Source organism: Nocardia sp. NBC_01329 (assembly GCF_035956715.1).
In the GTDB taxonomy this organism is placed as follows: Bacteria; Actinomycetota; Actinomycetes; order Mycobacteriales; family Mycobacteriaceae; genus Nocardia.
The window spans coordinates 3,728,596-3,748,595 of sequence record NZ_CP108381.1; the positions used below are offsets into that span (position 1 = coordinate 3,728,596).

20 protein-coding genes are annotated in these 20,000 nt (G+C 67.9%); 8 read left to right on the top strand and 12 right to left on the bottom strand.

Going from position 1 to position 20,000, the window contains the following annotated elements; translation table 11 throughout:
• Positions 1 to 2: 2 nt before the first annotated feature.
• Positions 3 to 2,504, bottom strand: a complete 2,502-nt coding sequence (gene pheT, locus OG405_RS16905; RefSeq protein WP_327147449.1) for a phenylalanine--tRNA ligase subunit beta — start codon at positions 2,502 to 2,504, stop codon at positions 3 to 5.
• Between the two features lie 28 nt (positions 2,505 to 2,532).
• The gene (gene pheS, locus OG405_RS16910; RefSeq protein WP_327147450.1) at positions 2,533 to 3,606 is read right to left on the bottom strand and encodes a phenylalanine--tRNA ligase subunit alpha; all 1,074 of its coding nucleotides are present in this window, start codon (positions 3,604 to 3,606) and stop codon (positions 2,533 to 2,535) included.
• A gap of 168 nt (positions 3,607 to 3,774) precedes the next feature.
• Between pheS and OG405_RS16915 the strand changes: the two genes are divergently transcribed.
• A complete protein-coding gene (locus tag OG405_RS16915) occupies positions 3,775 to 5,061 on the top strand; it encodes a glycosyltransferase 87 family protein (protein ID WP_327147451.1) in 1,287 nt (428 codons plus the stop codon).
• Between the two features lie 75 nt (positions 5,062 to 5,136).
• Here the strand turns inward: OG405_RS16915 and OG405_RS16920 are convergent, their stop codons facing one another.
• A complete protein-coding gene (locus tag OG405_RS16920; protein ID WP_327147452.1) occupies positions 5,137 to 6,579 on the bottom strand; it encodes an MFS transporter in 1,443 nt (480 codons plus the stop codon).
• 123 nt (positions 6,580 to 6,702) lie between these two features.
• On the opposite strand from OG405_RS16920, the gene OG405_RS16925 reads away from it, so the two are divergent.
• Positions 6,703 to 7,245 carry a TetR/AcrR family transcriptional regulator gene (locus OG405_RS16925; RefSeq protein WP_327147453.1) on the top strand — a complete coding sequence of 181 codons (543 nt, stop codon included), beginning with the start codon at positions 6,703 to 6,705 and terminating at the stop codon, positions 7,243 to 7,245.
• Between the two features lie 31 nt (positions 7,246 to 7,276).
• Here OG405_RS16925 and OG405_RS16930 read toward each other — a convergent pair whose 3' ends face one another.
• From OG405_RS16930 to OG405_RS16940, 3 genes are all read right to left on the bottom strand, one after another.
• Complete coding sequence (locus OG405_RS16930) at positions 7,277 to 8,107, bottom strand: TrmH family RNA methyltransferase (protein ID WP_327147454.1); 831 nt, start codon at positions 8,105 to 8,107, stop codon at positions 7,277 to 7,279.
• A gap of 102 nt (positions 8,108 to 8,209) precedes the next feature.
• Positions 8,210 to 8,869, bottom strand: a complete 660-nt coding sequence (locus tag OG405_RS16935; protein WP_327147455.1) for a histidine phosphatase family protein — start codon at positions 8,867 to 8,869, stop codon at positions 8,210 to 8,212.
• 216 nt (positions 8,870 to 9,085) lie between these two features.
• Positions 9,086 to 9,346 (bottom strand): hypothetical protein, encoded by a 261-nt coding sequence (locus tag OG405_RS16940; protein WP_327147456.1) that lies wholly within the window; start codon positions 9,344 to 9,346, stop codon positions 9,086 to 9,088.
• Positions 9,347 to 9,440: 94 nt separating this feature from the next.
• On the opposite strand from OG405_RS16940, the gene OG405_RS16945 reads away from it, so the two are divergent.
• A complete protein-coding gene (locus tag OG405_RS16945) occupies positions 9,441 to 9,827 on the top strand; it encodes a nuclear transport factor 2 family protein (protein WP_327147457.1) in 387 nt (128 codons plus the stop codon).
• A gap of 12 nt (positions 9,828 to 9,839) precedes the next feature.
• Positions 9,840 to 10,199, top strand: coding sequence for a winged helix-turn-helix transcriptional regulator (locus tag OG405_RS16950; protein WP_327147458.1), 360 nt, complete (start codon positions 9,840 to 9,842; stop codon positions 10,197 to 10,199).
• Position 10,200: 1 nt separating this feature from the next.
• Here the strand turns inward: OG405_RS16950 and OG405_RS16955 are convergent, their stop codons facing one another.
• Complete coding sequence (locus tag OG405_RS16955) at positions 10,201 to 10,398, bottom strand: hypothetical protein (RefSeq protein WP_327147459.1); 198 nt, start codon at positions 10,396 to 10,398, stop codon at positions 10,201 to 10,203.
• 162 nt (positions 10,399 to 10,560) lie between these two features.
• Between OG405_RS16955 and OG405_RS16960 the strand changes: the two genes are divergently transcribed.
• Positions 10,561 to 11,004: a MarR family winged helix-turn-helix transcriptional regulator gene (locus OG405_RS16960; protein WP_327147460.1), complete on the top strand. Its 444-nt coding sequence runs from the start codon at positions 10,561 to 10,563 to the stop codon at positions 11,002 to 11,004.
• Positions 11,005 to 11,152: 148 nt separating this feature from the next.
• On the opposite strand, the gene rplT is transcribed toward OG405_RS16960, so the two are convergent.
• From rplT to infC, 3 genes are all read right to left on the bottom strand, one after another.
• On the bottom strand, positions 11,153 to 11,533 hold the full coding sequence (gene rplT, locus OG405_RS16965; protein WP_058856755.1) for a 50S ribosomal protein L20: 381 nt from the start codon (positions 11,531 to 11,533) through the stop codon (positions 11,153 to 11,155).
• 113 nt (positions 11,534 to 11,646) lie between these two features.
• Positions 11,647 to 11,841 (bottom strand): 50S ribosomal protein L35, encoded by a 195-nt coding sequence (gene rpmI, locus OG405_RS16970; protein ID WP_327147461.1) that lies wholly within the window; start codon positions 11,839 to 11,841, stop codon positions 11,647 to 11,649.
• Between the two features lie 140 nt (positions 11,842 to 11,981).
• Entirely contained in the window at positions 11,982 to 12,626 is a 645-nt protein-coding gene (infC, locus tag OG405_RS16975) for a translation initiation factor IF-3 (protein ID WP_063036558.1), read from the bottom strand.
• A gap of 335 nt (positions 12,627 to 12,961) precedes the next feature.
• Between infC and OG405_RS16980 the strand changes: the two genes are divergently transcribed.
• Together OG405_RS16980 and OG405_RS16985 are read left to right on the top strand one after the other, a co-directional pair.
• On the top strand, positions 12,962 to 13,489 hold the full coding sequence (locus OG405_RS16980) for a DinB family protein (RefSeq protein WP_327147462.1): 528 nt from the start codon (positions 12,962 to 12,964) through the stop codon (positions 13,487 to 13,489).
• A gap of 30 nt (positions 13,490 to 13,519) precedes the next feature.
• Positions 13,520 to 13,861 carry a DUF1844 domain-containing protein gene (locus OG405_RS16985; RefSeq protein WP_327147463.1) on the top strand — a complete coding sequence of 114 codons (342 nt, stop codon included), beginning with the start codon at positions 13,520 to 13,522 and terminating at the stop codon, positions 13,859 to 13,861.
• A 22-nt stretch (positions 13,862 to 13,883) separates the two neighbouring features.
• Here the strand turns inward: OG405_RS16985 and uvrA are convergent, their stop codons facing one another.
• Entirely contained in the window at positions 13,884 to 16,892 is a 3,009-nt protein-coding gene (uvrA, locus tag OG405_RS16990; protein WP_327147464.1) for an excinuclease ABC subunit UvrA, read from the bottom strand.
• 384 nt (positions 16,893 to 17,276) lie between these two features.
• Positions 17,277 to 18,422, bottom strand: a complete 1,146-nt coding sequence (locus tag OG405_RS16995; RefSeq protein ID WP_327147465.1) for a beta-ketoacyl synthase N-terminal-like domain-containing protein — start codon at positions 18,420 to 18,422, stop codon at positions 17,277 to 17,279.
• 191 nt (positions 18,423 to 18,613) lie between these two features.
• Between OG405_RS16995 and OG405_RS17000 the strand changes: the two genes are divergently transcribed.
• Positions 18,614 to 19,945, top strand: coding sequence for a diguanylate cyclase domain-containing protein (locus tag OG405_RS17000; protein WP_327147466.1), 1,332 nt, complete (start codon positions 18,614 to 18,616; stop codon positions 19,943 to 19,945).
• Positions 19,946 to 20,000 lie beyond the last annotated feature (55 nt).

Consider the following 20,000-nt stretch of genomic DNA (forward strand, 5'->3'; position numbering starts at 1 on the left):
GCCTAGGAACGGATCACCGCGCCCACCGCATCCGAGGCAGCGGCCACGGCGGCGTCACGGGCCGCGCTGGCCTCATCCTCGGTGAGGGTGCGGTCGGCGGCCCGGAACCGCAGCGCGTAGGTGAGCGATTTACGCCCCGCCCCGGCCTGCGCGCCCGCGTACACGTCGAACAGCGCGATATCCTCGAGCAGTTCGCCACCGCCGGATCGCAGCGCCGTTTCCACGGCACCCGCGGGGATCTCGGTGGCGACGCTCACCGAAACATCCTGGAGGACGGCCGGGAACGGCGAGATGGCCGGGGCAGGCCGGGAATCGCGCAGCGGCAGAGCGTCCAGGTCGAGTTCCAGAGCGCAGGTGCGCGGCGGCAGACCGGACCGTTCCAGCACCCCGGGATGCAGTTCACCGGCATAACCGACCACGATGCCGTCCACCGTCAGCTCAGCGCATCGCCCCGGATGCCACGGCAACTGTTTGCCGGGCCGGCGTCGGAGTTCGATCCCGGCGGCCTCAGCGATCACATCGGCGAGCGCGAACGCGTCGGCGGCCTCGACCGCCCGGCCCGGGCCCCACGGACCGCGCGGTTCCCGGCGTCCGGTGAGCACCACCGCGACATGCTGCGGCTGATCCGGCAGCGAGGCCAGCAGTTCACCGACCTCCGCGTCGGTCGGGCGACGGTCCACCGGCAGGGGTTCCACCGGTTTGGTATCCGGCCCGGGCAACACCACCTGGGCGATGCCGTAGAGCGATAGATCGCGGGCGCCGCGCGAGATATTGCGGACCGCGACCTCCAGCAGACCCGGCAGCAGTGTGGTGGCGAGTTCGGCGCGTTCGATATCGAGCGGGTTCAGCACGCGGGTGGTGGCGCGTCGGGGGTCGTCGTCGTCCAGCCCCCAGGTGTCGAAAACCTCCGCGGGCAGGAATACCGGTGGCAGCACCTCGACGCAGCCGGCGAAGGCCAGCGCCCGGCTCACTGCCCGGCGACGGCGCTGCACCGCGGTCAGTCCGCGCCCGGCCGGCGCCTGCGGCAGTACCAGCGGGATCCGCTCCAGGCCCTCCAGCCGCAGCACCTCTTCCACCAGATCGGCGGGCTGCGCGAGGTCGGGCCGCCAGCTCGCCGGGGTGACCACCAACTGACCGTGGCCGCTGGTCTCGTCTACCGCGACCTCGACATGGCAGCCGATCTGAGTGAGACGGCGCGCGGAGGTACCGGGGGCGTACTGCACACCGGCCACGCGGTCGGGCAGATCGATATCCATGCGAATCGGTTCCGGCGGAGACAGCGGCAGCCGTATATCGGTGAGGGCAGGTTCCACCATGCCCCCGGCGATTTCGGCGAGTAGCGTGGCGGCCCGGTCCAGCGCGGCCAGGTCGAGTTCGGGATCCACCACTCGCTCGTAGCGTTTACTCGCTTCCGACACCAGCTTGTGCCGGCGGGCGGTGCGGTAGATGAACAGCGGATCCCAGGTCGCGGCCTCGAGGACGATATCGGTCGATTCCGGGCCCACCTCGGTGGACGCGCCACCCATCACACCGGCGAGCGAGACGGCCCCGGTGTCGTCGGCGATCACCACATCCTCGACGTCGAGTTCACGTTCGACATCGTCGAGGGTGCGCAGGGTCTCACCGGCGCGCGCATGACGTACCACCAGGCCACCGCTGAGTTTCGCGGCGTCGAAGGCGTGCAGCGGCTGACCGAGTTCCAGCATCACATAGTTGGTGACGTCGACGGCCGGGGAGATCGGCCGCACACCCGAGAGCAGCAACCGGCGCTGCAACCACCACGGGCTCACCGCGCGCGGATCGATACCGGTCACCCGGCGGGCGCCGAACCGCGTGCACTGCGTTTCCGGTTCCACCCGGATCGGCCATGCCTCGTCCCCGTCACCCAGGGTGCGGACGGCCGGGTCCGCGTATTCGAGATCGAAGCTGCAGGCCAGTTCGCGGGCCAGGCCGCGGACCGAGAAGCAGTAGCCGCGGTCGGGGGTGATGTTCAGTTCGATGACGGTATCGCCGAGGCCGAGAAGTTCGTTGGCATCGGTACCGGGTTCGGCCGTACCGGGTTCCAGCACGAGGATGCCCGAATGATCCTTGCCGATACCGAGTTCGGCGACCGAGCAGATCATGCCGTGGGAGACGTGCCCGTAGGTTTTTCGGGAGGAGATGGTGAAACCGCCCGGCAGTACACCGCCCGGCAACACCACGACAACCAGATCGCCGACGGCGAAATTGGATGCGCCGCAGACGATCTCCTGGAGTTGTTCCGCGCCGATATCGACTTTGCAGAACCGGATGGGTTTCTTGAACTCGGTGAGTTCGGTGATCTCGGCGACCCGCCCGACCACCAGCGGATGTTCGATATCTCCGCCGACCCGTTCGAGGGTGTCGACCTCTTCGACTTCGAGCCCGACCCGGACGAATCCGGCATCGAGCTCTTCCGGCGTCACCGACCAACCGGGGACGGTGCGGCGGATCGTTTCGGTCAGCCAGGACTGCGCTACTCGCACTGTGACGTTCGCTCTCTCGCTCGGAAGTTCAGGACCGGATACCGAAGGGCAGGGTGAACCGCACATCGCCCTCGACGATGTCGCGCATATCGGGGATGCCGTTGCGGAACTGCAGGGTCCGCTCCAGCCCCATCCCGAAGGCGAATCCGCTGTACTCGGCGGGGTCGATACCGCTGGCGATCAGCACCTTCGGGTTGACCATGCCGCAGCCGCCCCATTCGACCCAGCCGGCGCCGCCCTTCTTGTCCGGGAACCACACATCGACCTCGGCCGAGGGTTCGGTGAACGGAAAGTAGTTGGGCCGGATCCGGGTGGTGGTGTCGGGACCGAACAGGGCCCGGGCGAAAGCGTCCAGGGTGCCACGCAGATGGGCCATGGTCAGGCCCTTGTCGATGGCCAAACCCTCGACCTGGGAGAACACCGGCGTATGGGTGGCATCGAGTTCGTCGGTGCGGAAGGTGCGGCCCGGGCACACCACATAGATCGGCAGTTCGCGTTCCAGCATCGATCGCACCTGCACCGGGGAGGTGTGGGTGCGCAGCACCTGGCGCGAACCGGCCGGTGCGATATGGAAGGTGTCCTGCATGGTGCGGGCGGGATGGTCGGGCAGGAAGTTGAGCGCGTCGAAGTTGAAATGCTCGGTCTCCACCTCCGGGCCCTCGGCGATCTCCCAGCCCATTCCGACGAACACGTCGGCGACCTGCTCGGAGATAACGGTGATCGGATGCCGGGCACCCACCGGTCCCCGGTTGGCCGGGAGGGTGACATCGATCGCTTCGGCGACCAGTACCGCGGCATCGCGTTCGGCGAGCAACACCCGCTGCCGTTCCTCGAACGCCTCCGATACCCGCGCCCGCGCTTTGTTCACCCGCTTACCGGCGTCGGCCTTCTCCGATTTGGGCAAGGCGCCCAGTGAGCGCTGGGCCAGGGCGATCGGTGACCGGCCACCCATGTACTCGGTTTTCGCGGCGGCGAGCGCGTCCAGATCGGCGGCGGCCGCAAAGGCTTTCTCCGCCGCCGCGGCCGCGGCGGCCAGGGCTTCTTCGGTGAGCGCGGATTCCTGCCCGCCGGTCGCTGCGCCTGCGTCGGTGTCGTCGGCCACGGTCTACTCGTCTCTCCCCTGGGTATCGATGGACAGGCGCGCTCGGCTCCGGCGCCCGTATTGCTGCTGGTGGAATCGTATTCGATGGCCCCTACCCGGCTCACGTCGATATCCCCCGTCGATCACTGCCCGGTACGCGGACACCCGCAACCGGTAAAGTCCCCTCCGATGACGAACGCCTTGACCCGCACCGAGACGCTCGCCGGACGTGCCCGCCGGCAGGCGGTCTGGCTGCTGCCGCTTCTGGCGGTGGTCGTGACGTGGGTGTGTATGTCGCACCCGATCGACCCGTTCCGCGCCATCAGCGGCGAATACATCGACCTCGAGGTCTATCGCCTCGGGGTCGAGCAGTGGCGCTCGGGCGGCGATCTCTACGGCCATCTCCCGGAGACGGCCGCCGATATCAGCCTTCCCTTCATCTATCCGCCGTTCGCCGCGTTGGCGCTCGGGATCTACGCGCTACTGCCGTGGGCCGCGACGGTGATCACGTATCTGGTGGTCTCCATCGGCGCACTGGCGATGACGCTGTACCTGGTGGCCAGGCAGGTCTGGCCACGCCAGGACCAGCTCAGGCTCGCACTGCTGGTCACCGCCACCGCGACCCCGCTGTCGCTGCTGCTGGAGCCGATCTGGTCGACTCTGGATTTCGGCCAGGTCAATCTGATCCTGATGGGCCTGGTCGCAGCCGATTGCCTGACCCGCAATCCGCGCTGGCCGCGCGGCGTACTACTCGGTATCGCCGCCGCGATCAAACTGACCCCCGCCGCATTCGTTCTGTTCTTCCTCATCCGCAAGGACTACAAGGCTGCCGCGACGGCCGCGATCAGTGGAGCGATCGCCACCGCGATCGGTTTCGCGGTGATGCCCGACGAGTCGGTGCGGTACTGGTTCGGCGGATTCGGTAACGTCGGCGGCCTGAGCGGGTCGGAATTCCAGACCAACCAGTCGATCCAGGCCGTCCTGGCCCGCTTCGAGATCACCGGCGCCCTGGCCACCGCGCTGTGGCTGCTCGCCGCGGTCGCGCTCGTGGCGGTGGCGGTGGCGGCCATCCGGCGGACGGGAACGCCGCCGATGATCGCACTGGCCGTCAACGCGGTGGTCGCGCTGCTCGTCTCACCCATCTCCTGGTCACATCACTGGGTGTGGGTGGCACCGGCGCTGCTGGCGATGGCCGGCTACGCCACCACCCGGCCGTGGTCCGAGGTGCGCGGCTGGTACGCCGCGGCGACGGCCACGGTGGTGGTGTTCGTGCTGGCCGAACACAACGACCTGCCCGGGAACGACGGCCGGGAGTTGGAGTGGACGGCCTGGCAGAAGGTCATAGGTAACGGCTACGTGTGGTTCAGCCTGCTGTTGGTGGTGCTGTACGCGACCGCGAGCCGGCGGCAGCGGACGGTGCCCCGACCCGTTCCCACCGGCTCCGAGGATGCGCTGGTCTCGGTCCGCGAACGCTGATCGGCGAGTCGCCGGTACGTCCGCCGCCGACCGATCCGCCCGAAGTCCGGCCTGCCCGCGCGACAGGGCCGCGGCCTATCGGCTCACCGGCGGCTGTGGGGCGGTCCGGCCCGGCAGCAGAGCCGCGGCCAGCGCGCCGATGGCGACGACCGCGGCGCCGACCCATACCGCCGGCACCAGTCCGTCCACATAGCTCTGTGGGTCGGTGTACGCGCCGTGCGAGGCGAACACCGAGGCGAGGACCGCGATACCCATGGCCACGCCGACTTCCCGCACCGTGTTGTTGGTGCCCGAGGCCATGGAGCGATCCGACTCCGGGACGGCGCCCATCACCACTGTCGCCAGGGGCGCGAAGGTCAACCCCATCCCGACGCCGGCGAGCAGCAACGGCGCCACAAAGGTGCCGTAGGCGAGGTCCACCGAGGTGGTCGCGGCCATCCAGGCCAGCGCCACCGCCAGGAGCGCCTGCCCGGTCACCAGCAGTATCCGGGCGCCGATCCGGTCGATCACCAGTCCGGCGAGTGGGGCCACCACCATCGGCGCCATGGTCCACGGCATGGTCCGGATACCGGATTCGAGGGGGGTGTATCCCTGCACCACCTGGAAGAACTGGGCGAGCAGGAAGATCGACCCGAACACCCCGATGGAGAAGGCGAAGGCCACCATATTCGCCACGCTGAAGGCCCGGATCCGGAACAGTCGCGGCGCGAGCATGGGGGCGGCGGCCCGGCGCTCCCAGACTATGAGCGCGCCCAGCAGGACCGCGCCGCCGAGCAGCGAAGCGAGTACACCGGGCGAACTCCAGCCGTCGTCGGCCCCGTGCACGATCCCCCAGACGACGGCCAGCACTCCGGCCGAGGCCAGCACCAGACCGATCGGGTCGAGCCGTCCGCCGCTCCCGCGTGAGTCGCGCAGTGTCCAGACCACCAGCGGCAGGACCAGCACTCCGATCGGCACATTGACCCAGAAGATCCACTGCCAGCTCAGCCCATCGACCACGGCTCCGCCGAGCAGCGGACCGGCCGCTACTCCCAGGCCCGCGATCCCGCCCCAGATTCCGATGGCGGCGCTGCGCAACCGTTCGGGTACCGCGTCCGAGAGCAAGGTCAGCGACAGCGGCATCACCGCGGCCCCACCGAAACCCTGCACCACCCGGGCAGCGACCAGCGTCCCGGGATCGGTCGCGAGGGCGCAGGCCGCCGAGGCGAGCGTGAATACCGCGATACCCGCCAGAAAGACACGGCGGCGGCCCAGGCGATCACCGAGCGCGGACGCCGTGAGCAGCAGGGCCGCGAACGACAACGTGTAGGCGTTGACGAACCATTGGAGGTCGCCGAGGGAGGCGCCCAGTTCGGTGCGGATCACCGGAAGGGCGTTGGTGACCACGAGATTGTCCAGCGTGACCATGAACATCGGGATGCCGACGGCGGCGAGCACGGCCGCCAGTGGTCGCCGTACCGATACATCGGGCGCGACGGGACTTCCGGGGGTAGCTGGTGGGCTCAGTATCTCGGTCATATCCAATCCTTGTTGTAATCGACTGATAACTAGACTGGAGCTCACGGTATGCATCGACTGATAACATGTCAAGAGTCACCCGGATCGACAAGGAGGACCATGCCGGAATCGAGCAGGACGAGGATGACCGCCCACGAGCGCGGAGCGCAGGTGCTGGCCGCAGCGGTATCCGCTTTCGCGGAGACCGGCTACACCGCCACCCGCACCGACGAGATCGCCCGCCGGGCCGGAGTCTCCCAGCCCTACGTCATCCGCCTCTTCGGCTCCAAACAGCGACTCTTCCTCGCCGCGGTCGCACAGGTCTGCGATCGCATCGAGGCTGTTTTCACCGAGGCCGCGACCGGCGCCGGTCCCGACGCTTCTCTCGACGCACTGTCGGAGGCATACGATCGGTTCCTGGCCGAGCGCAACCTTCTGCAAGTACTACTGCACGCGTTCGCGGCGGCGGGCGACCCCGAGATCGGGCCGGTCGTCCGCGATAGATACGGCCGCATCTACCGGCTCCTGCGGGAACTCACCGGCGCCTCGGTCGCCGAGACCCGGAAATTCCTCTCGACCGGCATGTTGCTCACCGTGATGGCCGCACTTCGGGTGACGGGCCCGGAGGCGATCACAGCCGACTGGGCCCAGGACATCCTCACCGATCTGCACGAGCACGGCATGTGAACCCAACCCGCCCACGGCCGCGACCTTTCGATCAGCCGCGGCCGAACCGGGTCCGCGAGTTCGCGTAGAGACAGATCGCCGCCGCCGTGGCCAGGTTGAGGCTTTCGGCTCCCCCCCGGATCGGGATCCGGATACGGTGACGCGCCCGTCGCGCGACCTCCGGGTCCAGGCCGTGGGCTTCGTTTCCGAACAACCAGGCGACCGGCCGGGTGAACAGTTCGTCGGCGTCGTCGAGATCGACCTCCCCGTCGGCGGCAGTCGCCATCGTGGCGATCCCGGCGGCTTCGATGCGATCCAGTACCACCGCGGTATCGCGTTCGCGAACGATCGGCACGTGGAAGAGACTGCCGGCGCAGGAGCGCACGCATTTGCCGTTGTGCGGATCCACGCTGTCCCCGGCCAGCACCACCGCGTCCACACCCACCGCGTCGGCGACCCGGATGAGAGTGCCCGCGTTGCCGGGGTCGGCGATCGCGACCGGTACGGCGAGGATGCGCGGGATCTCCACCGTAGAATCACCGGCCGGCACCGCGCGGTCCAGCGGCACATCGACCAGATCGCAGACCGCCACCAGCCCGGGCGGCGTGACCGTCTCCCCCAGCGCCTGCGCGGCCCGGTCGGCCACCAGCGTGGTGCGCACGCCGTCGGCCTCGGCCCCCGCGATCAGCGCATGCTCCCGGACAGCGCCCTCGGCGGAGTAGAAGAGCTCGCGGACCCGGCCGGATTCGAGGGCGGCACCGACCGAATTGGCGCCTTCGGCCAGAAAACGCCCGGCCCGCTTCCGCGCCGCACCCCGGTGGAGTTTGGCGGCAGCGACTACACGAGGGTTCCGGATGTCCACAGGTTCATGTCGGTCGGGCACCCAGCGATCGTAGAGGGTGCCGGTGCCCGGAACCGCGCCGATCCACCGCTCCGATCGAGACCACCGACGCGGCACGGAACCGCCGGTGCGAATCGACGTCGTTCACGGTGCCTGCTCGGTGATCGGTCGAATCCTATCGGTGTTCAAGTGGGCAGTGTCGGCAAGGCTGAGCAGCGTGCGGTTGTGCCAATAGTCGTCGAGGCATAGTTGAGTGATCGCGCCCGGCGTTGTCGCGAACGAGGCGAATCCGACCGCGTCGACGGGCATCCGCATCCAGCCGGTGATGACGAATGTCAGTGCGTATCCGTGGGTGATCACGACATGGTCGTAGCCGGTGTCGATCATCAGCTCCTGTGTGCAAGCTCCGACTCGGGTGGCGACCTCGCGCCGGGTCTCGGCACCGGGAACGGGACCGCGGTGGTCGAGCCGGTCGTGGTCCGGTGCGGGGATCTGCCGCTGCGCGAGCCACTCGTTCGACCGGCCCTCGGCATCGCCGAAGCTGATCTCGCGCAGACGCGGATCCGTGGCGACCGGAGCCTCGAGGGCTGTGGCGAGAATTCCGGCAGTTTCGACGCATCTGGTCAGGTCGGAGGTTGTGATGCGGATCGGCCGCAGTGTGTCGCGGCGGTGCCGGAGCTCCTCGGCGATCAGGTGTGCATCGCGTCGGCCGAGCGCTGTCAGGTGAGAGTCGTACCAGCCGCCGACCAGGTCGGCTTCGGTGTGTTCTGCGTGCGGGTGGCTCACCACGTAGAGATTCTGCATGTCTCCTCGGGAGATAGTTGTCGAACTTCCCATAGTCCCTCGCCCACAGGAACCTCGGGGAGGCATCGTATCGGTGCCGTCGCCGCGGCGAGCGCACACCGATCGTCGCCCTCTTCATTGCGGCACGAAGTCGGCTACCGTCCGCCTGGATCAGCGTCGGCAGGACCGGCGGTTCGGTGTCGCCGTACAGCACGCACGTATCCGAGTGGGTGCGGATTATCGGACCGAAACAGGTATTCGCTCACCATGTGTAACCGGTTGCAGGACGGCGTCGACCAAGGCCAGTGCGGCCCGTTCGGGCTCGGCGAAATAGGGGGCGTCACGCCAGGTGGCGACTGCCGCGATCCTTTCGGCGGATTCGACAACCGCATCACCGCCATCGACATCCTCTCCGACCACGACCGGCTCGCACGCCTCGACCTCACCGCCGTCCCGGGGATGAAACGGACCGGAAACCCGCATATGTTGCCGTCGCATCGGCCCGGCGCTCGATTGCCTCGTAGTCGATGTGCCACAGCGGAGCCGATCCGGCAGGTTGCCGGCGGCGGCCGGGTGCCTCTATTTTAGAGGCATGATCACTTCCCCGGTTCTCACCGCATGGCGGACCGGAGACATCGGAGCCTTGGCGGCGGCGGTCTCCGACGATGTGGTGTTCTCCAGTCCGGTCACGGACTATCGCGGGCGGGACGCGGCACTACACATACTCGGGCTGATCGGCGAGGTCGTGGAGGAGCCCGGCCCCATCCGAGAACGGTCCGAGAACTCGGACGTGTTCCACCGCTTCGCCGCACATATCGGCGGCGGCGAAGTCGAGGGCGTCCTCCATGAGGAGCGCGATTCGACTGGCCACCTCGTCCACATCACGCTGTTCCTCCGGCCGTATGCGGCCCTGCGTACAGCGATGGCCGCAATGCGTGCGCTACTCGAACACTCGCCGCTGCCCGCGCGGTCCGAGTAGCGGCGGATCCAGGTGTCCGCGACCCCCGAGCCCGGGCGATCCGTCCGCGGATCGTCCACCGGCCGGCCGGTTATGGCGCTGCTGGACCTTGTCGGCCGCCGTTGGTCGCTGCGCATCCTCTGGGAGCTGCACCGGGCCCCGCATCCCCCGACCTTCCGCGAACTGCGCACACGGTGCGACGATATGTCTTCCAGCTTGCTGACCCGCCGGCTCCGCGAACTCAGCGAAACCCACCTGGTCGAGCGGGCCGAATCCGGCTATGCGCTCACCGACCCGGGAGAGCGGCTCCTCGAGCATCTCCGGCCGCTCGCCGCCTGGGCCGACGCCTGGGCCGCCGAGTTCGATATCGAGAGCCGGCCCCCCGGAACCTGAACTAGGAGAGACTCTCGAGGAATTCGCGAACGAAGCACAGCGGGCAGATCGGATCGAACGGTGCCGTCGTCGTCTCGATCCGCTCGGTCGGCGCGCCGGGCACCATCGGTACCCCTGACGCGGCGGCCGATGCCGGTTGTAGGCCGATCACAAGGGAAACCGCCCCTGCGGCAATGGCATTCAGCACCGTACGGCTCATGAGGACTCCTCGGTAACGTGACGCCGAGCCGCTACGTTATCAATGCTTCCGACCGGCGCATGCCCCGAATCGGCGGGTGTTGCCGTCGGCGTTCGCTCCGGCCGAGCCGAACCTGCAATCAACTGTCGCGACAACTACTGTCTTTACAGTTAAAATCCGCATATGGAGAACGCCAGCGCCCTACGCACCGCTTCCCTGCTGCACGACACGGCGCGAATACTGACGAGGCTGCTCGACCGCCAGCTCGCTTCCCACGAGGTGACAGCCCAGCAGGCAGCCTTGCTGATCAACGTCGCCAACGGCGAGACGAGCCCGAAGCGGTTGGCGACGATGCTGAGCACCGACACCGCCGGAACGACGCGGCTCATCGACCGGCTCGAGACAAAGGGGATGCTGCGGCGCCACCGTGACACCACCGACCGCCGGGCCGTGATCCTCGAACTCACCGACTCGGGGCAGCGATCGATACCCGCCCTCGTACCCGCTTTCGGCCGCAGCGCGGCGGATCTGTTCGACGGACTCGCCGACGCCGATATCCGGCACCTGGGCGACTTGCTCGAACGCGCCCTGGCAAACGCAGAACCGCCCCGGGGTCCGAAGGCATGATCGTGACAGGTTCACCCGGTCACGTTCGCGCGCATCGGCGGCGCCGATAGGCCGAATCGCGCGACGCCCCCGGACAGCCGGAAGGCCCCCTCCAGCGGGAGGGGGCCTTCCACACCGGGCGGACCTATGGACCGATCCGGAATACGACTCAGGCAGCCGGAGCGTTGACATCCTCGGGCAGCGCGGCCTTGGCGACGGCGACCAGGCCGGCGAACGCCTGCGGGTCGGAAACGGCCAGCTCGGCGAGGTTCTTACGATCGACCTCCACACCGGCGGCCTTCAGGCCCTGCACAAAGCGGTTGTAGGTGATGTCGTTGGCGCGGGCCGCGGCGTTGATGCGGGCGATCCACAGCTTGCGGAAATCACCCTTGCGGGCACGGCGGTCCCGGTAGGCGTAGGTGAGCGAGTGCAGCTGCTGTTCCTTGGCCTTGCGGTACAGGCGCGAGCGCTGCCCGCGGTAGCCCTTCGAGGCCTCGAGGATGGAACGGCGCTTCTTCTGAGCGTTGACGGCCCTCTTGACGCGTGCCACTGGTCAGTCCTAATCGATCTTGGGGGTGCCCGGTCGAGCGCACCCGAGTGGGTCGGTTCTTCGGCGTCCGGTCGCAGAGGCGGTACCGGACGGTATCGATCCCGGTGAGGGGATCAGATACCCAGCAGCTTCTTCACACGGCGGACATCGGCCGGGGCGACCGATTCCGTGCCGTCCAGACGACGAGTCCGGCGGGAGGACTTGTGCTCGAGCAGGTGCCGGCGGTTGGCCTGCTGACGGCGCAGCTTGCCCTTACCGGTCACCTTGAAACGCTTCGAAGCGCCGCTGTGGCTCTTCATCTTCGGCATGGCAACCTCAATCTGTGTCGTGCCCGCGCAGGGGCGGACCAGGTGTACTGATCAGCGTTATTGCGGACTCGATGCAATGACGCTGCGGCGTTCGCCGCCATAGTGCGGCGTGGCGCCGCAGTGTGCGGCCTACGCCGTTGTTATTGCGCGACCGGCCGACCGGCATTCGGCGCCGCGCCGCCGGGCTGCGACCGGACGGAATCCTCCGCGGCCTTGGCCCGCGTCTTCGCACCCTTGTGCGGGGCGAGGACCATCGTCATGTTGCGGCCGTCCTGCTTGGCCGAGGTCTCGACGAAACCCAATTCCGCCACGTCGGAGGCCAGCCGCTGCAGCAGCCGGAACCCGAGCTCGGGCCGGGACTGTTCGCGCCCACGGAACATGATGGTGACCTTGACCTTCGACCCCGCTTCCAGGAAGCGCACCACATTGCGCTTCTTGGTCTCGTAGTCGTGATCGTCGATCTTGGGTCGCAGCTTCTGTTCCTTGATCACGGTCTGGACCTGGTTCTTCCGGGACTCGCGCGCTTTCTGCGCGGTCTCGTACTTGAACTTGCCGTAGTCCATGATCTTGCAGACCGGCGGACGTGCGTCCGGCGCGACCTCTACGAGGTCGAGGTCTGCTTCCAGGGCGACGCGTAGTGCATCTTCAACACGCACGATCCCAACCTGTTCGCCGCCGGGTCCGATGAGCCGGACCTCGGGAACACGGATGCGATCGTTGATGCGGGTCTCAGTGCTGATGGGGCCTCCTAGGTCTAGCGGTGTCGTCCGACGACCGCTCGCAATGAACCCCTTGTTCAACACGAAGGCCCCGTCGCGGTATTTCGCCGCTACGAGGCCCGATGTCGACCGGTCTGTGCAGGTTATAGGCCTGCACTCACGATTCCGCCGGAGCGAGATCGTGAAACCCACCCATCGAAGGGCGGGTGACCGGACCGTTTGACCAGGCGATCATCGCCGGCAACGGTGGGAGTCGGGCTCCACTTGGCTGCCCCGGACAGTACCGGGGCGGTCGTCGCCGGAAAGTTTAACAGCTGCCGTTCGGATCTCCGAATCGCCCGCTCACCGCCCGGCGGGAAATCAGTTGCCCGAGCGCGGCCTCGGTGCCAGGCTCGACGCCCGTGAGCAACCGACGTGACCTCCTGCGCTGGCAATTCGACCTCGTCTGGTCGCTGTCCCAGGTGCATTTCGAGGCCCTGACCGACGACGATACGCACTGGGCACCTGCCCGGGTGAGCTGGACGGTGCACCGCGGCACCGACGATGTGTGGCGCCCCGATTTCGCGGAGATCGAACCCGATCCGATCCCGGTACCGACCATCGGGTGGCTCACCTGGCATATCGGCTGGTGGTGGAGTTCGGCCATCGCCCATGCCGAGGGCCGGCCGGTGCCCGAACGCACCGAAGTGCACTGGCCGGGCGATACCGTCGCGGCCCTGGCCCGGCTGGCCGCCCTGCGCGAGCAATGGCTCGTGATCCTCGACGGCGCCGGCGACGCGGAGCTCGACGCCCCCGCGTCCTACCCCTGGCCCGCCGACGCCGGGCTGACCGTCGCGCACCTGGCCGCGTGGGTGGCTGCGGAACTGATGAAGAACGTGAGCGAGATCGGCCAGCTGCGTTTGCTGCGCGCCGCCGGACCGGCGCGCTGAGCCTGCCCGCCGGTTCTCTAGCCTGGACCCATGACCGAACAGCCCGAAGGCGATGTGCGCGAACTGGCCGATATCCCCGCTGTGGAGGTGATCAGCCGTGCCGCCGTGATGCTGATGAGCTCGGCGGCGGAAAAGCTCGGGCTCGGCGACGACGATCCGGACAGCAGCCCGCGCCGCGATATGGACGAAGCGCGGCGCGTCATCACCGCGCTGGCCGGGCTGATCACGGCATCGGTCGAATATCTCGGCCCGCACGCCGGTCCTCTGCGCGAGGGGCTCCAGTCACTGCAGAAGGCGTTCCGCGAGAGCTCGGCCGTTCCCGACGCACCCGGAACCGGGCCGGGCGAGAAGTACACCGGCCCGGTCTACTGAGCGACCCCCACCGCATCGCGGCTCAACGCAGGGCGGCCGCCTTGCGGGCCAGGCGTTTCGCTTTCTGCGGGTCCGGTGCCTGCACGGGCGGTTCGGCCTGCGCGGCGGCCTTCTTCGCCGGTGCCGCCTTCTTTCGCGCCGCTGTGGCCCGCTTCTTCGCCGAAGCACCTGCGGCCGGAGCGGCGAGGATCTCCTTCAGGAACTGGCCGGTGTAGCTGTCGGGGTTCGCGGCGATGTCCTCGGGAGTTCCTTCCCCGACCACGGTGCCGCCACCGGAACCACCCTCGGGCCCCATGTCGACGACCCAGTCGGCAGTTTTGATCACATCGAGGTTGTGTTCGATGACGATCACCGTATTGCCTTTGTCGACCAGGCCGTTGATCACGGCGAGCAGTTTGCGGATGTCCTCGAAATGCAGGCCCGTGGTGGGTTCGTCGAGAATGTAGACCGTCCGCCCGTTGGAGCGTTTCTGCAGTTCGGCAGCCAGTTTCACGCGCTGCGCCTCACCACCGGACAGGGTCGTGGCGCTCTGCCCCAGCCGGACATAGCCCAGCCCGACATCGACCAGGGTCGACAGGTAGCGGTGGATGGAGGTCACCGGTTCGAAGAATTCGGCGGCCTCCTCGATCGGCATATCGAGTACCTCGGCGATGGTCTTGCCCTTGTAGTGCACCTCCAAGGTCTCCCGGTTGTAGCGGGCACCTTGGCAGACCTCGCACGGAACGTAGACGTCCGGCAGGAAATTCATCTCGATCTTGAGGGTGCCGTCACCGGAACACGCCTCGCAGCGGCCGCCCTTCACGTTGAAGGAGAACCGGCCCGGCTGGTACCCGCGCACCTTCGCCTCGGTGGTGGAGGCGAACAGGCTGCGGATCTTGTCGAAGACCCCGGTGTAGGTGGCCGGATTGGATCGCGGGGTGCGACCGATCGGTGACTGGTCCACCCGCACGAGCTTGTCCAGCTGATCGAGCCCGTTGACCCGGGTGTGCCGACCGGGGACCTGCCGGGCGCCGTTGAGTTTGTTCGCCATGACGGTCGCCAGGATGTCGTTGACCAGGGTGGACTTACCCGAACCGGAAACACCCGTCACGGCGGTGAGCACCCCTAGTGGGAAGGCCACATCGATACCCCGGAGGTTGTTCTCCGTCGCGCCCACCACGGTGACCCGCCGCTTCTTGTTAACCGGGCGACGCATCATCGGGAGCTCGATGCGCTCCCGGCCGGAGAGATACGCGCCGGTCAGCGAGTGCTCGTCGGTGAGCAGGTCCGCGTAGGTGCCGCTGTGAACCACCCGGCCGCCGTGCTCACCGGCGAGCGGACCGATATCGACCACCCAGTCCGAGGCCCGAATGGTGTCCTCGTCGTGCTCGACCACGATCAGTGTGTTGCCGAGGTTCTTCAGCCGGGTCAGCGTTTCGATGAGCCGCCGGTTGTCCCGCTGGTGCAGGCCGATCGACGGCTCGTCCAGGACGTAGAGCACCCCGACCAGACCGGATCCGATCTGGGTGGCCAATCGGATCCGTTGTGCCTCGCCGCCGGACAACGTGGCCGCGGCCCGCGACAGCGTCAGATAGTCGAGACCGACATCGAGCAGGAATCCGAGCCGGGCCTGCACCTCCTTGAGCACCTGCCCGGCGATGGCCGCCTGCCGTCCGCCCAGGGTCAGCGCGTTGAGGAACTGCGAGCAGTCGCGGATGGACAGTTCGCTGACCTCGGCGATGGATTTCCGGTCCGAATCCGCGGTGAGGGTGACCGCCAGGATCTCCGGCCGCAACCGTGCCCCGTTGCAGACCGGGCACGGGACATCGCGCATATAGCCCTCGTAGTGTTCCTTCATCTGCTCGGACTCGGTGGAGTCGAGCCGCCGCTGCAGGAACGGCATGACACCTTCGAAATCGGCGTAGTAGGAACGCTTCCGGCCGTAGCGGTTGGTGTAGACGATGTGCACCTGATCCGAACTGCCCTCGAGCACGGCCTTACGCGCCCGCGGCGTCAGCTCACGCCACGGCGTGTCCAGATCGAAACCCTGCGCCGCGGCCAACCCGGACAGCAGTCGCAGGAAGTACTCCGCGCTCTGCCCGCGCGACCACGGTGCGATCGCCCCGTCGGCGAGGCTGAGTTCCGGATCGGGCACTACGAGCTCCGGGTCCACCTCCTTGCGGACACCCAGGCCGGTGCAGTCGGGACAGGCGCCGTAGGGGGAGTTGAAGGAGAACGACCGCGGTTCGAGGTCCTCGATATCGAGAGGATGGCCGTTGGGGCAGGCCAGCTTCTCGGAGAATCGGCGCTCCCGGTCGTGCGCGTGCTCGGCGCGGTCCACGAAATCGAGCACCACGATGCCGTCGGCCAGGCGCAGCGCGGTTTCGATGGAATCGGTCAGCCGCTGTTTGGCGGTCGGTTTCACCGCGAGGCGGTCGACCACCACCTCGACATCGTGTTTCTCCTGCTTTTTCAGCTTCGGCGGATCGGTGAGCGGATACACGACCCCGTCGACTCGGACCCGGGCGTAGCCCTGGGCGTGTAACTGGTCGAAGAGGTCGACGAATTCACCCTTGCGGGTCCGCACCACCGGCGCCAGCACCTGGAACCGGACCCCGGATTCCATGGCGAGGACCTGGTCGACGATCTGCTGCGGTGTCTGCTTGGCGATCAGCTCCGAGCACACCGGGCAGTGCGGGACACCGGCGCGGGCGTACAGCAGGCGCAGATAGTCGTGCACCTCGGTAATGGTGCCGACCGTGGACCGGGGGTTGCGGTTGGTCGATTTCTGGTCGATCGAGACGGCCGGTGAGAGCCCCTCGATGAAATCCACATCCGGTTTGTCCATCTGGCCGAGGAACTGCCGGGCGTACGCGGACAGCGATTCCACGTAGCGGCGCTGGCCCTCCGCGAAGATCGTGTCGAACGCCAGACTGGACTTGCCCGACCCGGACAAACCGGTGAAGACGATGAGACTGTCGCGGGGCAGATCGAGATCGACCCCCTTGAGGTTGTGCTCCCGAGCTCCGCGCACAGTCAGGCGTTCCGCCACCAGGTCGGTCCCTTCTCGTCATCATTCGTCGTCGATTGTGCAGCCCCAGCTTGTGGCACCGGATGCGTTCACACCGTGTCCGCGCAGGGCGGTGAACAGCCCGGACGGCCCGGTCGGCATTCGCGCGCCGGGCCGCATGGCGGGCCCGCGGTGATCGTAGGACCGACCACCGACAAGTTTCGCCGATCGGGGGTCCCGGACGTTTTCGGTGTGACCCGACTGCCGCGCCTCCCGGTACGCGGGTGCACCCCGGCAGTGTTTCGGAGCGGGCGCCGACGACCGGCGGCACGGGCCGGCCGGACGGGCTCACTTCTCCAGAGTAGGCCACCCGGAGGTGTCCAGGGGGCGTGGCACCGGCCACTCTCTACCGCGGTGACCTACCGCTCAGGCTCCGCCCGGCCCCAGAACCACCATCGAATTGTTACCGCCCATCCCGAGCGACAGTTTGGCCGTGAGTCCGGGCCCGGCCGGGGACGCACCGTTCAACAGCCGGGGGTGGGCCGCCGCCGACGCGGGTGGTGCCGGGATGATCCCGCGCTCGTACCCCAGCGCCGCGGCCGCGAGCTCGACGGCGCCGGAAGCGGACTGGCAGTGCCCGGCCAGCGGTTTCATCGAGTACACCGCGGGCCGGTCGTCGAACACCCGGGTGAGCAGATCCCGTTCGGCACGGTCGCACTGGGCGGTTCCCGTACCGTGCGCGTTGAAGAACTCGATCTCCGCTGCGGTGACCCCGGCATCGGCCAGGGCGTGCCTAGCGCAGTCCACGATCCGATCGTGGCTCGGCTCCACCGAAACCACATGATGGGCCTCGCTGTTCATCGCCCCACCGAGGATGGTGGCGTAGGCCCGGCCCGAACCGCGACTGAGCACGAACCCCACCGCGGCCTCTCCTACACTGAAACCTCGGCTGCCCTCCTGGAACGGTCGGCACCCACGCAGCGATTCGACATCGACGACGGCGGCGCCGAGTTTCGCGAACTGCCGGATGAGCTCCGGAGTGGCCGACAGATCCGAGGCCACGCACACCACATCGTCCACCAGCCCCGCGGCGAACCACAGCCGCGCCTGCAATATCGCGACATTGGCCGAGCTGCACGCCGCGGAGACCCCCATCACCGGCCCGGTGAAACCGAAGGCCTGGGTCACCACCGAGGCAGGTGTGGAGGGCAGCAGACGGAGGAAATCCCGGCCCCGGAAACTCTCCCCGGCGGGTCCGGAGAAATCCCGCCGGTGCCGGACGTCACCGAGCACCGCCGCGTGCACCAGACCCACTCGGGGACCGGGCTCCCAGCCGCGGGCCCGGGCATCGGTGAACGCCTCGTCGACCGCCGCGAACACCGCCCGCCCGTAGCGCGTGCCGTACGCGGGATCACCGCCCTCGGGTACCAGCGCCGCCCAGCCGCCGGTCCCCGGTTCCAACCCGTATCCGGGTTCGAACCGGGCCGCGGATCGACCGCTCGTTACCCCCGCCCAGAATGTTTCCCGCCCCCATCCGTACCCGGTGACCGCACCGATCCCGGTTATCGACATAAGATCGATGCTGAGTCCGGTCCCCGCCATGACAATCTCCCTCGCCGGTTCCCAGCCCTCGGCACCGCCGGGAACACGATGTGGCGTGATCTATCGAGTTATCACGTCCACTCTGTCGGATTTTATGCGTGTGGATACCGGAGTAGCGCCGTGTTTGAATTGTTCGGGGTCCGCCGACGATGGGGGTTGGTATGGGAGAGCGCAGGGCAACTGCCGCTGAGCAGCTCGCGCATCGGTACCGCTCCCTGGTCGAACACTCCCCTGACGGCGTCTGCGTCCACGAACGCGGCATCGTCGTCTACGCCAATCCCGCGGCCCTGCGGATCATGGGTGCCGAGAAGCTCGCCGAGGTACTGGGTCAGCACATCGCCCGTTTCGTCCATCCGGATTTCCGGCAGCCGATGTACGAACGCATCGCCGGCCTGACCGCGACCGGTATCGCTTCCGAAGCCAGCGAGATGGTGTTGCTGGCGCTGGACGGGCGTGAGGTTCCGGTGGAAACCGTCTCGGTACTCACCGCCTGGCACGACCGCCTCGCCTACCAGGTGGTGATCCACGATCTCACCGCCCAGAAAGCGGCCGAGCGAGCCCAGCGCCGCGCCGAACAGCACTTCACCACGGTGGTCTCCCAGCTCGAGGAGGGGGTGGCGGTCTTCTATCGGGACGGCACCATCGCCTCGGCCAACCCCGCCGCCCGCCGGATCTTCGGCATCGACGACCGGACCCAGCTGGTGGGTGCCAACATCACCGAGCTGCCCCTGGAGCTGCTGGACGCGAACGGCCGGTCACTGCCTCGGGAACGGCATCCGGTGGCCCGGACGCTGGCCACCGGTGAAACCGTCACCGCCTACGTTTTCGCGATCGTCCGCCCGGACGGCCAGCAGCGCTGGCTGTCGGTGTCGAGCCGATTGCTCAACCCCGACGAGCAGGGCACCGCAGCGGTGTGTTCGTTCGCCGATATCACCGAACACCTGGCCAGCCGCCGCCAGCTCGAGTATCAGGCCACCCACGATCCGCTCACCGGCTTGGCGAACCGGTCGCTGATCCTTTCCCAATTGTCGGGGGCGCTCGCGGCCAGCGGTACCCAACGGGTGTCCACGGTCATGTTCATCGACCTCGACGGCTTCAAATCGATCAACGACACGATGGGGCACGCCATCGGCGACACCGTCCTGCGGATCGTGGCCCACCGCCTACAGCGCGCGCTACGCGCCGACGATCTGGTGGGCCGGCTCGGCGGTGACGAATTCCTGGTGCTGCTGGCCGGGCGGCCGGGCGATGAAGAGCTCGAACCGCTGGTCCAACGGTTGCGAGCAGCCATGGCCGAGCCGATCGTCGCCCGCGGGCACCGGATCGCGGTCAACGCGTCCATCGGTGTGACCACGTTGGAGCCCGGGGATACCCGGACCCCGGAGGCGGTGCTGCACGACGCGGATGTGGCCATGTACCAGGCGAAATCGCCGACCCGGCGCGACGGCGCGCTGGGTCGCGCGATCCGCGGCGACAACTCGAACGTCTCCTGATCTCACCGCCACGACCTGCGGGAACAACATCCAGTACGAACCCGCAGTAGAATCG

Coding starts and splice junctions, on each gene's coding strand:
- OG405_RS17000 (WP_327147466.1), top strand. CDS start 18,614: ATGGGAGAGCGCAGGGCAACTGCCGCTGAGCAGCTCGCGCATCGGTAC.
- OG405_RS16915 (WP_327147451.1), top strand. CDS start 3,775: ATGACGAACGCCTTGACCCGCACCGAGACGCTCGCCGGACGTGCCCGC.
- OG405_RS16960 (WP_327147460.1), top strand. CDS start 10,561: ATGGAGAACGCCAGCGCCCTACGCACCGCTTCCCTGCTGCACGACACG.
- OG405_RS16925 (WP_327147453.1), top strand. CDS start 6,703: ATGACCGCCCACGAGCGCGGAGCGCAGGTGCTGGCCGCAGCGGTATCC.
- rpmI (WP_327147461.1), bottom strand. CDS start 11,841: ATGCCGAAGATGAAGAGCCACAGCGGCGCTTCGAAGCGTTTCAAGGTG.
- OG405_RS16955 (WP_327147459.1), bottom strand. CDS start 10,398: ATGAGCCGTACGGTGCTGAATGCCATTGCCGCAGGGGCGGTTTCCCTT.
- OG405_RS16935 (WP_327147455.1), bottom strand. CDS start 8,869: ATGCAGAATCTCTACGTGGTGAGCCACCCGCACGCAGAACACACCGAA.
- OG405_RS16920 (WP_327147452.1), bottom strand. CDS start 6,579: ATGACCGAGATACTGAGCCCACCAGCTACCCCCGGAAGTCCCGTCGCG.
- OG405_RS16940 (WP_327147456.1), bottom strand. CDS start 9,346: ATGCGACGGCAACATATGCGGGTTTCCGGTCCGTTTCATCCCCGGGAC.
- OG405_RS16995 (WP_327147465.1), bottom strand. CDS start 18,422: ATGTCGATAACCGGGATCGGTGCGGTCACCGGGTACGGATGGGGGCGG.
- OG405_RS16985 (WP_327147463.1), top strand. CDS start 13,520: ATGACCGAACAGCCCGAAGGCGATGTGCGCGAACTGGCCGATATCCCC.
- OG405_RS16945 (WP_327147457.1), top strand. CDS start 9,441: ATGATCACTTCCCCGGTTCTCACCGCATGGCGGACCGGAGACATCGGA.